At 36.4% G+C, this 12,850-nt stretch carries 14 protein-coding genes; 8 read left to right on the top strand and 6 right to left on the bottom strand.

The window, feature by feature from the left end:
* Window positions 1-25 precede the first annotated feature (25 nt).
* A complete protein-coding gene (gene fakB1, locus MUA87_RS10410) occupies window positions 26-922 on the bottom strand; it encodes a fatty acid kinase binding subunit FakB1 (protein ID WP_002481540.1) in 897 nt (298 codons plus the stop codon).
* A 157-nt stretch (window positions 923-1,079) separates the two neighbouring features.
* On the opposite strand from fakB1, the gene MUA87_RS10415 reads away from it, so the two are divergent.
* The gene (locus MUA87_RS10415; RefSeq protein ID WP_002481539.1) at window positions 1,080-1,721 is read left to right on the top strand and encodes a YigZ family protein; all 642 of its coding nucleotides are present in this window, start codon (window positions 1,080-1,082) and stop codon (window positions 1,719-1,721) included.
* Between the two features lie 66 nt (window positions 1,722-1,787).
* Here MUA87_RS10415 and MUA87_RS10420 read toward each other — a convergent pair whose 3' ends face one another.
* The gene (locus MUA87_RS10420; protein ID WP_002481538.1) at window positions 1,788-2,849 is read right to left on the bottom strand and encodes a glycosyltransferase family 4 protein; all 1,062 of its coding nucleotides are present in this window, start codon (window positions 2,847-2,849) and stop codon (window positions 1,788-1,790) included.
* 243 nt (window positions 2,850-3,092) lie between these two features.
* On the opposite strand from MUA87_RS10420, the gene gdpS reads away from it, so the two are divergent.
* The 4 genes from gdpS to pepT all read left to right on the top strand — a co-directional run bounded on the left by gdpS (window position 3,093) and on the right by pepT (window position 6,845).
* A complete protein-coding gene (gene gdpS / locus MUA87_RS10425; protein ID WP_023015380.1) occupies window positions 3,093-4,157 on the top strand; it encodes a GGDEF domain-containing protein GdpS in 1,065 nt (354 codons plus the stop codon).
* Between the two features lie 163 nt (window positions 4,158-4,320).
* Entirely contained in the window at window positions 4,321-5,085 is a 765-nt protein-coding gene (locus MUA87_RS10430; RefSeq protein ID WP_002481536.1) for a threonine/serine exporter family protein, read from the top strand.
* 21 nt (window positions 5,086-5,106) lie between these two features.
* Complete coding sequence (locus tag MUA87_RS10435) at window positions 5,107-5,601, top strand: threonine/serine exporter family protein (protein ID WP_031262607.1); 495 nt, start codon at window positions 5,107-5,109, stop codon at window positions 5,599-5,601.
* A 14-nt stretch (window positions 5,602-5,615) separates the two neighbouring features.
* The gene (pepT, locus tag MUA87_RS10440; RefSeq protein WP_262550749.1) at window positions 5,616-6,845 is read left to right on the top strand and encodes a peptidase T; all 1,230 of its coding nucleotides are present in this window, start codon (window positions 5,616-5,618) and stop codon (window positions 6,843-6,845) included.
* A 117-nt stretch (window positions 6,846-6,962) separates the two neighbouring features.
* On the opposite strand, the gene MUA87_RS10445 is transcribed toward pepT, so the two are convergent.
* The 3 genes from MUA87_RS10445 to MUA87_RS10455 form a co-directional block, all read right to left on the bottom strand.
* Window positions 6,963-8,102: a glycerate kinase gene (locus MUA87_RS10445; RefSeq protein WP_002481533.1), complete on the bottom strand. Its 1,140-nt coding sequence runs from the start codon at window positions 8,100-8,102 to the stop codon at window positions 6,963-6,965.
* A 232-nt stretch (window positions 8,103-8,334) separates the two neighbouring features.
* On the bottom strand, window positions 8,335-8,655 hold the full coding sequence (ytxJ, locus tag MUA87_RS10450) for a bacillithiol system redox-active protein YtxJ (protein ID WP_002481532.1): 321 nt from the start codon (window positions 8,653-8,655) through the stop codon (window positions 8,335-8,337).
* A gap of 133 nt (window positions 8,656-8,788) precedes the next feature.
* Entirely contained in the window at window positions 8,789-9,691 is a 903-nt protein-coding gene (locus MUA87_RS10455) for an EMYY motif lipoprotein (protein WP_002481531.1), read from the bottom strand.
* A 107-nt stretch (window positions 9,692-9,798) separates the two neighbouring features.
* Between MUA87_RS10455 and MUA87_RS10460 the strand changes: the two genes are divergently transcribed.
* The 3 genes from MUA87_RS10460 to MUA87_RS10470 all read left to right on the top strand — a co-directional run bounded on the left by MUA87_RS10460 (window position 9,799) and on the right by MUA87_RS10470 (window position 11,645).
* Window positions 9,799-10,326 carry a GrpB family protein gene (locus tag MUA87_RS10460; RefSeq protein ID WP_057510206.1) on the top strand — a complete coding sequence of 176 codons (528 nt, stop codon included), beginning with the start codon at window positions 9,799-9,801 and terminating at the stop codon, window positions 10,324-10,326.
* A 76-nt stretch (window positions 10,327-10,402) separates the two neighbouring features.
* Window positions 10,403-11,326, top strand: a complete 924-nt coding sequence (murB, locus tag MUA87_RS10465) for a UDP-N-acetylmuramate dehydrogenase (protein WP_023015383.1) — start codon at window positions 10,403-10,405, stop codon at window positions 11,324-11,326.
* Entirely contained in the window at window positions 11,319-11,645 is a 327-nt protein-coding gene (locus MUA87_RS10470; protein WP_107587317.1) for a CHY zinc finger protein, read from the top strand. The genes murB and MUA87_RS10470 overlap by 8 nt, the downstream gene beginning before the upstream one ends.
* Window positions 11,646-11,759: 114 nt before the next feature.
* On the opposite strand, the gene MUA87_RS10475 is transcribed toward MUA87_RS10470, so the two are convergent.
* The gene (locus MUA87_RS10475; RefSeq protein WP_002481528.1) at window positions 11,760-12,788 is read right to left on the bottom strand and encodes a ferrated catecholamine ABC transporter substrate-binding lipoprotein SstD; all 1,029 of its coding nucleotides are present in this window, start codon (window positions 12,786-12,788) and stop codon (window positions 11,760-11,762) included.
* Between the last annotated feature and the right edge of the window lie 62 nt (window positions 12,789-12,850).

Raw genomic sequence — 12,850 nt, forward strand, 5'->3', positions numbered from 1 at the left:
GCCCGAAAAATTGTATTTAAATTTATTATTGTTCTACATAGTCCTCTGGACGATTTTCTAAAGATGGAATACGTTTATTAGTGAAACCTAATGCGACACTGCCGACACCTAAATGCGATGCAATAACCGGACTGAAATCCGAATAGTTGATCACATAATGATCAGGGCAACGTTTTTTCAAATTCTCATAAAGTTTCAAGCCATCTTCTCTTGAATCACCATTAACGACATAGAGTGTAACCTCATCATAATCTTTAACTTTTTCTAACACACCGTCTTCAATGCGTTTGACAGCACGTTTTTTCGTACGCACTTTATCTAATGGTACAATCACGCCATCTTCGAATTTTAAGACAGGTTTCATTTTTAACAATGTACCGATAAACGCTTGTGCACCTGTAATACGGCCGCTCTTTTGTAAGTTCTTTAAGTCATCTACAACAACTTCTGCCCCTGTATGTTCACGCATCTCTAATAATTCATCGATGATTGTTTCTGGAGATGCACCTTCTCTTACGCGTTCAGCAGCATAAACCACATATCCGCCTAAAATCATACCTGATAATTTTGAATCGAATGTGTGCACGTTAATGCCTTCGACCATTTCGCCAGCTTGTGTTGCTGATTGGTATGTACCACTGATACCTGCTGATAAGAATAAACCGATAACATCTGTATATCCTTCATCTTTGAGTTTCTCATATTCTTCTACGACTTTACCAATAGCGGGCTGACTTGTTGTCGGAATTTGCGTTTCTGAACGCATACGCTGATATAATTCACTTGGTTGAATATCCTCTCTTTCAATAAAGGAATCTCCATTTTCAAATATCACACTTAATGGCACAACCGAAATATCATATTCATCTAATAAAGCTTGTGTTAATGATGTTGTAGAATCCGTCATTACAGCAATCTTCATGATTTTCCTCCTCAAATATACTCATTGTCAATCATACCCTATTTTATTAAAAAAGAAAATTGATTCTTCCATTTAGAAAAAATATCCGGAGCATGTATAATAGAAGCAAAGACAAGCAATTCTATTGTCATAGGAACTAGTTAAAGGATGTCATAAAATGGAGAATCATATTATTACGATTAAACAAGAATACGTGATTGAAAACGTGATTAACAAGTCACGTTTTATCGCTCATATTAAGCCAGTAGAAAGTGAAGATGAGGCAAAAGCTTTTATTGATGAAGTTAAAAAAGAACATCGCGATGCCACACATAACTGTTCAGCGTATACCATCGGCGATAGTATGTTGATTCAAAAAGCAAATGACGATGGAGAACCAAGTGGTACAGCTGGCGTACCAATGTTAGAAATTCTAAAAAAACTTGAGACACATAATACTGCAGCTGTAGTGACACGTTACTTCGGCGGCATCAAACTTGGTACAGGCGGCTTAATCAGAGCGTACAGTGGCGCCGTTCGTGATGCGATCAAAGAAGGCGGACGTGTTGAATTACGTAATGCGATACCCACTACAGTTACAATCAGTTATGAACAGACAGGTAAATTCGAATACGAACTGCAATCAACAAACTTCATTTTAAGAGATACGATGTATACAGATAAAGTGAGTTACCGTATCGATGTATTAGAAGATGATTACGAAGACTTTATCAACTTTTTAAATCGAATTACTGCAGGTACATTCGAATTAGATGAAGAACAAGTAACGCGCCTGCCTTTCGATATTGAAACAAATTAGATATAAAAAACCGCTTGAATTTCACAAGACGAAACTCAAGCGGTTATTTTTATGTGATTTTACATATTATTCTTTGTCGTGTCTGCTGCCACGTTTCTCAAGCATACTCAATAACGGACGATAATTGTCATCAATTAATCCTGTAAATTCTACAATCAATTCAATCGTGACTAGAATTAGAATCAACATCATCACAACGCCCCATGGTTGTGATAAGTATAAAATAACACTTGAGATACTGAACATAATCGCAATCGAATAAATTAAAAACACGGTTTGACGGTGTGTATAACCAAGTTTTAATAACTTGTGATGTAAATGCGATTTATCCGGCTGCATAATACGTTGTCCCTTTTTCGCTCTTCTGATCATCGCAAATAATGTATCGATAAACGGTACGGCTAAAATCACCATCGGGAACAGTAACGAGAAGAAAGTAATATTCTTGAACCCGAGTAAAGAAACAAAGCTGATAATAAAGCCGAGTTGTAGTGAGCCGCTGTCTCCTAAGAAAATCTTTGCGGGATGTGAATTATAAAATAAAAAGCCGAGCAACGAACCAATCATGACTGAACAAATCATCATGATAAAAATATCCGCTTGTAATATCGCAATAAAGCCAATCGTCATAAATGCGATAGTTGAAACCCCTGCGGCTAAACCATCTAGCCCATCGATTAAGTTAATCGCATTGGTAATCGCAATAATCCAAAAAACAGTAATCGGAATACTTAAAATACCGAACTGAATCGTGCCTGGAACGAACGGCAATTGAATGAAGTCAATTGTGACACCGTGATACACTACGACTAACGCAGCTAAAATCTGACCTGCAAGTTTGTACAACGGCTTTAAGTCATGCACATCATCAATCAAACCGACAAAATACATAATCATCGTTCCAAGAATTAAAGGAATAATCTCACGTTCAATAGGATGACCAATCCAAATTCCTAAAATAAACGCAAAGAGTATCACCGTTCCCCCTAGTACAGAAACAGGTTTCGTGTGCACTTTTCGATAATTCGGCTTATCCATAATATCCAGCTTTTTGGATATTTTAATCACAATCGGCGTCAAAATCACACTTACCGCCATGGTAACTAATATCAGTAAAAGTGTTATCATTTTATATCCATTGCCAAAATACTGTTCAATCTATGTCATACTTAAAGAGAACACGCTGTTATCTGCCTTTTGACAAGGGAACCTCCCTTCAATACTCATATGTATACAATATCAATAATCTATTTTAACACGAATTATTGATTATTGTAGTAGATTATAATAACAGTTATCAATGTTTCAGATGACAAAATGTATATTTTCACTTACAATAACTAAGTGGTTATACAAAGGAGCAGATCAATTATGATTGAAGCTATCATTTACAATACTTCGGTGACTGTTGCAGGTATCTATCTCTTTCATAGACTGCAATATTCAGAAACGAAACAAATGAAGTTTTCACAAACTTATGTCACGATTCTTATGACTGTCGTCGCACTTTTACTTGCGGCCTATCCGATACCAGTTCATAATTATTTACTTTATTTAACATTTGTGCCGCTCTTATTTTTAGGACGTTATACAAACGTCTTCTTTACTATGGTGGCTGCAGCTATTATTTTTGTCGTAGATGTTTTCGTTTACGGCGATCCTTTGGCATATAATATTGCTTTATTAATTATCGCCTTAGCTGTAAGCATCATCGGACCCTTTATCAAACAAAATGATATTGTGTCTCTTCAAATCTTGAACGTCGTAAGTTTAGTTATCTTAAGTGTCGTTTCAATGATTACGCACTTCTATACATTACAAGAAATTATATACTTAATCCCGATATCATTTATAGTTACCATCGCATCTTCCATTATCTTTGTAGATATTTGGCGTTTCTTTACACTTGTCCAACGTTATGAAAACGAAGAACGTTATGATTATTTAACTGGACTTGGCAATGTAAAAGAATTTGATCGTCATTTAAATAAAATGACAGACAAAGCAGATGATAAAAATACAAGTTTAGGTTTACTTTTAATTGATATCGACGGCTTCAAAGATGTAAACGATGCCTTTACGCACCGTTCAGGAGATGCAGTCTTAAAACAAATCTCACAACTATTAATCAACTATGTGCCACCGAACATGAAAATATTCAGAAACGGCGGCGAAGAATTCTCAGTAGTACTACTTGGTTATTCACTCGACCAAAGTGTAAAACTGGCTGAAAGTATTCGTGCAGGCGTGGAACAATCAACATTCCACTTGCCGAATAAAGAAGTCATCAAACTCTCTGTATCTATCGGTATCGGTTATTTAACCGCAGACGATTACAAATCACAACGTAAAGTCTTTAAAGATGCAGATGATATGTTGCATATGGCTAAAAATGAAGGGCGTAACCAAGTGATGTTTAACCCAATTGTTAAATAAACCATTTGTTTCAAAAAATGACATATTGAGACAAGAATCTATTACGGTTCTTGTCTCTTTTTTTTCATTTCTATTGCAATCATCGATGTTCTATTGCAACTTTTTACTGTTCCCTGTAAACTTTCAAGTGTCAACAAAATCAAACGAGAAGGAGCGCAAAAAGGTGCCTGAAGAAGCAATTACCATAATAGATGAGAACAAAGTGATAGACGTTGTACTCACTGCAGGAAAGATATTACTTGAAAGCGGTGCAGAAACATATCGTGTTGAAGATACGATGTCTCGCATCGCTTATAGTTTTGGTTTAGATAATACCAACAGTTTCGTGTCGAATACTGCGATTATATTCTCATTAAACGACCGAACGAACACACGATTGATTCGTGTGCGTGATAGAACAACGGACTTAGAAAAAATTGCTCTAGCCAATAATATTTCACGTAAAATCGCTAAAAATGAACTAACGATTGATGAAGCAAAATCAGAATTGATTCATTTAGAACATGCTTCACTGCAATATTCATATTTAACTAAATTTTTAGCTGCTTCTATTGCCTGTGGATTTTTCTTATTTATGTTTGGAGGCGTTGCACAAGATTCCATTTTTGCCATTTTGGCGGGTGCAGGTGCTTTCTTAACATTCGATTTCGTTCAACGTTTTATTCAAATCAAATTCTTTTCTGAGTTTATCAGTGCCATTGTTGTCATTAGTGTCGCCGCCATCAGTCATAAACTCGGACTGTCCATCAACCAAGATATTATTACCATTTCAGGGGTCATGGTCTTAGTACCAGGTATTTTAATCACTAATGCAATCAGAGATTTAATGGCCGGTGAATTGCTTGCTGGGATGTCACGCGGTATGGAAGCTGCATTGACTGCCTTTGCGATCGGTGCCGGTGTTGCGATTATTTTACTCTTCTTTTAAGAAAGGCGTGTTACAGAATTGATCTTACATTATTTATTTCACTTTGTTATCAGCTTTTGTTCTACATTGCTATTTTCAATCCTATTCAACGCGCCGCGTAAACAATTGCCGGCATGCGGTTATGTAGGCGCAATGGGATGGACCATCTACATCATTTCGATGGATTTGAACTCAGGTAAAGTAGCTGCTTCTTTCCTAGGCAGCTTTATCTTAGCAATTATGAGTCATGCGATGGCAAAACGTTATTTCCAACCTGTCATTATCTTTATTGTGCCAGGTATCATTCCCCTTGTACCTGGGGGCGCTGCGTATGAAGCCACACGTTTCCTAGTCACAAATCAATATACCCATGCAGTCAACACTTTTTTAGAGGTTACCTTGATTTCAGGTGCCATTGCTTTTGGTATATTATGTGCAGAAATCAGTTACCATATTTATAATCGTATTAGAATCAACTATGGTAAAATGAAAGGTAAATCCTATAGGAAACAATTTAACATGAATAATAGAGGTTAAGGGGTGCATATCAAGTGAAAGAACAATTAATCGACAGACTGAAACGTTATGCGGAGATTGATACACAATCTAATCCAGACTCAGAAGCAACACCATCAACTGAGAAACAATGGGATTTGTTAAATGTGTTAAAACAAGAATTAGAAAATCTTGGTTTAGATACAGACTTGGATGATAATGGCTATTTATTTGCGACATTAGAGAGCAATATCGCAAAAGAAGTACCGACTGTAGGCTTTTTAGCTCATGTTGATACTTCACCAGACTTTAATGCGACAAATGTTAAGCCGCAAATCATTGAAAACTACGACGGCAAGCCAATTCAACTCGGCGATACGGACCGCGAATTAAACCAAACTGTCTTCCCTGCTTTAAAATCAGTAGAAGGCCACACTTTAATGATTACAGACGGTACATCATTACTTGGCGCAGACGATAAAGCGGGTGTTGCTGAAATTATGACTGCTTTAAACTATTTAGTTGAACATCCAGAAGTGAAACACGGACGTATCCGTGTCGCATTTACGCCAGATGAAGAAATCGGACGCGGGCCTCATAAATTCGATGTAGCTCGTTTCGGGGCTGACTTTGCCTATACAATGGACGGCAGTCAATATGGCGAATTACAATTTGAAAGCTTTAACGCAGCTGAAGCAACGATTACTTGTCATGGTGTCAATGTACATCCAGGTTCTGCGAAAGATGTCATGGTTAATGCGATTAAATTAGGCGAACGCTTCGATAGTCAATTACCACAAGATGAAGTGCCAGAAGAAACAGAAGGCTATGAAGGTTTCTTCCACTTGATGAACTTCAATGGTACAACTGAAAAAGCTCAATTGAAATATATCGTACGTGATCACGACCGCAATCGCTTTGAAGCACGTAAAGCATTACTTGAAGATATTAAAAATGAAATTAACGCAGATTATTCAAATAATCCAGTTGAAGTAGAAGTCCATGACCAATACTTCAATATGGCTGAAAAAATCAATGAAGTACCTGAAGTCATCGAGGTTCCAAAACGTGTCTTCAAACAATTAGGTATTGAACCTAATACCGAACCGATTCGCGGTGGTACAGACGGCTCACAACTATCATTTATGGGTCTACCGACACCAAACATCTTCACAGGTTGCGATAACTTCCATGGCCCATTTGAATATGCTTCTATCGATGTCATGGAAAAAGCAGTACAAGTGATTGTAGGTATCGCAGAAGAAGTAGGCAATACCGAAGCATAATACAACTTTAACGTTACTAAAGAGACGTCACTATGTACGTATAAATATAAAAATGGCTGAACCTAAATTACAAAGGGTTCAGCCATTTTTGATTATTCATTTAAGATTATTAGTTGATTATGCTTTTGTTTGTGATTTTTGCGTATTGAATGTTGTTGTTAGGAGCTTTAAAGCTTGGACAGCGTAGAAGCGGATTTGTAAACCGGCTTCAAAACTTGTATAGCGCTTCGGCATTGTCATAAATAAGTTGAACATACCTGTAACACCTAACGCTTCATAACGATCGAATTTATCTGCTGTCGCATTAATCGCAATGCAAGGCTTATGATATTTTGTCGCAAGCTCTGCAATTCTTAATGATGTTGTTTCTAATAAATGATCTTGTTCATTGATACCTTCACCGAACATAATTAAATCTGCTTGTTCAATCAAGTTTTCTAAGTGCGTAATTTGATCCACTAAGCTATGACTTGTTAGAACTTCTGCGTTATAAAGTGCAGCTAAGACAGCCGCAATACCGCCACCTGCACCACCGCGTTCTACTGTACTTGTCACCGTACGTGTTTCATTTTTTAAGATTTCGCTGAAATACCAAACTAAATTATCAATCGTCGCAGCTTCTTCTCTAGAAATCTCTAACAATTTATAAACTTGCATGATTTCACTTTCTTTACCATACATCTTGCTGGCAAAGTCAGAGACGAGTTGGATACGCGTTTCTTTTAATCGTTGATCAAGGCCTGAGAAATCTACACGACGAATGTATTTTAATACGCCTACGCCTTCTTTCGCATCGACAGGTTCACCTTCATCGTTGTAATATTTGGCACCTAACGCTTGCAGCATACCAGCACCGCCGTCAAAACTTGCGATATTACCGAGTGAAATCACTAAATGCTTGGCATCATTATCTAATGCTGCCGCAATCAATTCACCTAAACCATAGCTGGTACGCTCTGTCAGCGGTCGATTCCCTTGTAAGAATAAATCCGCTTCAATAATCGTCATGCCGCTCTCAGTCTTACCATAAACACCTTCAACTTGTTTCATATCTGCATCATGGACATTCACACGATATTTCGTGCCAGACTGCCATAAGAAGACAGAGTCCATCAATTCATGACGCCCATTGAACAGCGGCACTTGGACAATATCCGCTTCTTCAATTTGACTAGCGACCGCTTCTTCTACATATCGATTCGCCTCATAACTTGAAACGATTCCATTAAATTCATCCATTGCGACTAATACTCTCATTTTGTCACCTCAAATAAAGTTTCCCAATGTTTGTTCAATTCACTTAAATATTATACAGGGCTTATTTCAAAAAACCTACTGTAACGCCTAATGCTTGTTTTGCTTTAAATTAAAAAAACTCCAAGCTTTCAGATTGTGTTGGAAACATATACCCATCATGTCCAACGTCTAAAAGCATGGAGTCCGCTTTTTACTTTATGTTATTAGTGCTTGTGTCCCCTGACAAGCAAGTTTACTCTTCAGCTTGTGCAAGTGAAGTCACATTAATGTCATCATGACTTGCATGCCATTTAACTTCACCATCAACAAAATAAAAAGCTTGTGGCGATTCATGCTTCACGCCAGTTTGTTCTGCAATGTAATCAGATACATCTCTTTGTTCTTGCACAATTAAATAATACCCATCGATATCACGTTCATATAAGAATTTATTGAACTGATCGTAAGCATTTGCTGAAATTGGGCAAGTGTTACTGTGTTTCATAATAAATACATATTTGTTGTCGTTAATTACTTGTTTAAACTGGTCAATTGAAGTCAGCTTTGTAGCCATTCTATTCACCTCTAAAAATATTTATCACCTAAAGTGATAGTCCCATTCATTCCATTTCCTATTTCAATGTGTCTAATTATACACACTTTATATTTCAATGTTAACCAAAATACTAATATTTTTCTTGCTTTTTTCAATCATTCTGATGTACATCGTTCTTTAAGCCCTTGAAATCATTACGGAATTGATGGTGGTACTTATCTAATTCATTCCCTGTTAAAGGAGTTTTATTCATATCATATTGCTCCAATTTACGGCTGATGTCAATGGTTCTTTGTCGTGTCTCGTAATAATTTTGCAGACTATAATACATTTCGATTGCGGTCTGATGCGCTTTTGCAGTCTTTTCTTCTGATACACTTGCTTGATTCAACTCTTCAATTTGTTTGCTGATTAAAGGTTGAATTTTTTCTTTGATGACTGTTTTAGTGTTTTGAGGATTGTCAGCATCTAAATATTTCTTCGCAATCTTCTGCAACTCCTTATTATGATGTTTTAATTTACTTGTAAATTTATCTATACTCTCAGTTTCACCATTTTGACGTGCTTCTGTTACTTGCTTCTCTAAAAGTGCACGATTCTTCTCAAATAATCTCGTGTAATTTAAAATATCTTCATTCGCTTTGATGGATTGATTACATAAATGTACGAAGCTGCGAATATCTTTTAATGCTTTTTCTTGTTGGTCTACCTCATGCAAATACGTGTGACGTAATTGTTTCACCTTTTTAGTTTCTGCAGGAAGCTGTTTTGCGGCTTTTTTATAAGATTTAAAGGCCGGCATTAATTTCTTATCGATATCTTTCTCCATTTGTTGAAAGTCTGTTTTGTTTCTATCTGTTAAATCTGATTTGCTTAATTCACTTAAACGATTTAAATGAATATCATCCATGACTTGTTTAACATGTTTCTCTTCTTTATCCACTTCATGCTTCGCTTTTTCAAAGTGATTTAAATCTGACTGTGTTTTACTATTGCATGCCGCAAGAGACAGCGTTAGACAAACAATCGTTATTGCGAGAAGCCATTTTTTCACATTGTCCACTCCTGTCTTTTTATCTGTATAGTTTGCATGATTAATGTTTGAGTATGTCAGAATTCATAATATAATACTTTTAGAACTTTTACAAAGGACGGTTGAATATGTATTCTAAAACGCAGCCCTTAATCAAAGATAGGCAAGCGCTTCAAAATTATCAAAATCAATTTCAAGAGTTAAGTGACTTATTACTCGGTCTACTTAATACACCTGTTAAGACAGTCCACCATATCGGCGGTACTGCACATTTTAATTATCCAACAGAACCGATTTTAGATTTATTAGTCGGCGTTACTAATTTACATGATATTACAGCTTTAGATGAAAAACGATTAAATTATGCTGGTTTCTATCGCTTGCACCACCGTTATAAGAAAAAAGTAGTAATGGCGCAATTCAATAATATGAAAGAACTTAAACAAATCGTTCGTCTGCACATATTACAAATTGAATCTGATCAATATGACCACTATTTAACGATGCAAGAGGCTTTAACCCATAATTCTGAGTTACAAGCAGAATTTGCAGAAGCAAAACAAGCTTTACATGCTAAATCAGAGACTATTCGTGACTATGAAACAGGTAAATCAGCTTTGTTTGAAAAGTTGTCACGAAGATACGGGTTGAATTAAGCGGATTGTATTTCACAAAAAGCCTGTTTCATTGCTATAATAAGAAAGTGAAAATAATTGAAAGGGAGTTCTATCGTTGCACAAAGATGACATTCTTACAGAACTGAAAAAAGTTCTGCCAGAAGAAATTATTAAAGTTGATGAACCATTAAAACGCTATACTTATACGCAAACAGGAGGAAATGCTGACTTCTATCTCAGTCCGACAACTTTTGAAGAAGTTCAAGCCATCAATCACATTGCTAGAATCAACAACATTCCTGTCACTTATTTAGGCAACGGCTCTAATATTATTATTCGTGAAGGCGGTATTCGCGGGATTGTATTGAGCCTATTGTCTATGGATTATATTAAAGTTGAAGATAATGTCATAATTGCAGGAAGCGGTGCAGCGATTATTGATGTCTCCCGTACTGCACGTGATGAATCTTTAACTGGCTTAGAGTTTGCTTGCGGTATCCCAGGATCAATTGGCGGTGCTGTCTTTATGAATGCCGGTGCTTATGGCGGCGAAGTCCGTGATTGTATTGATTACGCGGTATGTGTCAATGAACGCGGTGAACTTGTACAACTTACACGTGATGAATTAGAACTTGGCTACCGAAGCAGTATTGTTCAAAAACAACACTTGGTTGTGCTAGAAGCTGCATTTAACTTAACACCTGGCAAACAAGATGAAATCCAAGCCGTTATGGACGACCTAACAGAACGTCGTGAGTCTAAACAACCACTTGAATATCCTTCATGCGGCAGTGTTTTCCAAAGACCACCAGGCCACTTTGCGGGTAAATTAATTCAAGACTCTGACTTACAAGGCCACCGTATCGGCGGTGTTGAAGTTTCAACGAAACATGCTGGATTTATGGTCAATGTTGATAACGGTACTGCGACAGATTATGAAGACTTGATTCACCATGTACAACAAGTTGTTAAAGAAAAATTTGATGTCGAATTGCATCCAGAAGTACGTGTTATTGGTGATCATCCAGAAGATGAATAATAAACATCATACTGTTCATGGTATCGGTCTAGACAATGAGACGCGTTGTACGCATTACCATACACCTGTTGATGTTATCGCCATTAAATTCAAATGCTGTAATAAATTCTATGCATGTATCCATTGCCATAATGAATCAGAAGATCATGCACCTGTGCCATGGTCAAAATCAGAATTCGATGAACATGCGATTTTATGTGGTGTATGTGACACCACATTGTCAATCAAGGAATATATGGAAACAGACCATTGTCCGCACTGTGATGCGCAATTCAATCCAAGATGCGCTGCACATTATCCTTTATACTTTGACGTTTAAAATAAAGTATACAAATTAATGACGATTTAAACTAAATAAAACCGAGCCGGAAATATATTGCATTCCGACTCGGTTTTTTAATTACCATCTTCCCCCTATTAAAAATGGTAATTATTATTTAACAACCTCTTTTAATTCGTCAATTTGTTTCATTGTTGTAGTTGTTGAACCTGAAGCAAAGTACCATAATTTCGGATCAAGTTCATAAATTTCATCGTCTTTAACTGCTTTAACATTCTTAATTACATCGTTTCCTAAGACTTGTTTCGCAGTTGATTTACTACCAATAGCTTGACCACGGTCCATTGCTAAAATCACATCTGGATTTTTCTCATTGATGTATTCGTTTGTTACGTTTTGACCATGTGAGCTGCCTTTGATTTTGCTGTCAGCTGGTTTAAAGCCTAATGTGTTATAAACTAAGCTGCCGAAACGTTCTTTAGGACCGAAAGTAGATAATTCACCTTCGTTTACTAATAAGTACATTACTTTTTTATCAAAATCTTTTGTTTTATCTTTCATGTCAGCGATTTTTTTGTCTAATTCTTTATTTAATGACTTCGCTTTATCTTCTTTGTCATAAATTTTACCTAAGTTTTCAGCATTTTTCTTCACTGAATTGACATAGTCTTTATCATCAGCACCTACATAAACAACTTTAGCGTCTGGTGCTGCTTTTTTGAATTCATCTAAATTCTTTTGGTTAGCTGTACGTGATGAAATGAAGATAACTTCTGGTTTAGCTTGCGCAATTTTATCGAAGTTCACTTCTTTTAATGAACCTGTGTTGATGTATTTGTCATCTTTAAATTCTTTTAAGAAGTCTGGTAATGTGCTGTTGCCTTCACCTTTAGGTACTGCTTTAACTTTATCTGCGACACCCATAGCTTTAAGTGTATCTAATGCACCATAGTCTAAAACGACAGCATTTTTAGGGTTCACTGGTACTTCAACTTCATTTTTAACCCCTTTTTCATCGCCGCCTTTAGGATCTTCACTTCTTAATTGGTAATTATTTTCAATTTTAACTGTCTTTTTATCTGATGAACCTTTTTCTGAACTTTCTTTTGAATCACTGCCATTACCACACGCAGCAAGTAAAAACATAATACTAACTAAAATAAATAAGCCTAATTTCTTCATTTTTCTTTATCCTCCTGAAATGTGTTAGACCCCCGTCTTGATATGCCGTAAAAAATCGGCAT

This window comes from Staphylococcus simulans (genome assembly GCF_025561465.1).
GTDB classification, from domain to species: domain Bacteria; phylum Bacillota; class Bacilli; order Staphylococcales; family Staphylococcaceae; genus Staphylococcus; species Staphylococcus simulans.

What these genes read in the sequence shown, in the direction of transcription:
- MUA87_RS10415 (WP_002481539.1), top strand. Translation starts at nt 1,080, where the DNA reads ATGGAGAATCATATTATTACGATTAAACAAGAATACGTGATTGAAAAC.
- ytxJ (WP_002481532.1), bottom strand. Translation starts at nt 8,655, where the DNA reads ATGGCTACAAAGCTGACTTCAATTGACCAGTTTAAACAAGTAATTAAC.
- fakB1 (WP_002481540.1), bottom strand. Translation starts at nt 922, where the DNA reads ATGAAGATTGCTGTAATGACGGATTCTACAACATCATTAACACAAGCT.
- MUA87_RS10420 (WP_002481538.1), bottom strand. Translation starts at nt 2,849, where the DNA reads ATGATAACACTTTTACTGATATTAGTTACCATGGCGGTAAGTGTGATT.
- MUA87_RS10475 (WP_002481528.1), bottom strand. Translation starts at nt 12,788, where the DNA reads ATGAAGAAATTAGGCTTATTTATTTTAGTTAGTATTATGTTTTTACTT.
- MUA87_RS10460 (WP_057510206.1), top strand. Translation starts at nt 9,799, where the DNA reads ATGTATTCTAAAACGCAGCCCTTAATCAAAGATAGGCAAGCGCTTCAA.
- MUA87_RS10470 (WP_107587317.1), top strand. Translation starts at nt 11,319, where the DNA reads ATGAATAATAAACATCATACTGTTCATGGTATCGGTCTAGACAATGAG.
- gdpS (WP_023015380.1), top strand. Translation starts at nt 3,093, where the DNA reads ATGATTGAAGCTATCATTTACAATACTTCGGTGACTGTTGCAGGTATC.
- MUA87_RS10445 (WP_002481533.1), bottom strand. Translation starts at nt 8,102, where the DNA reads ATGAGAGTATTAGTCGCAATGGATGAATTTAATGGAATCGTTTCAAGT.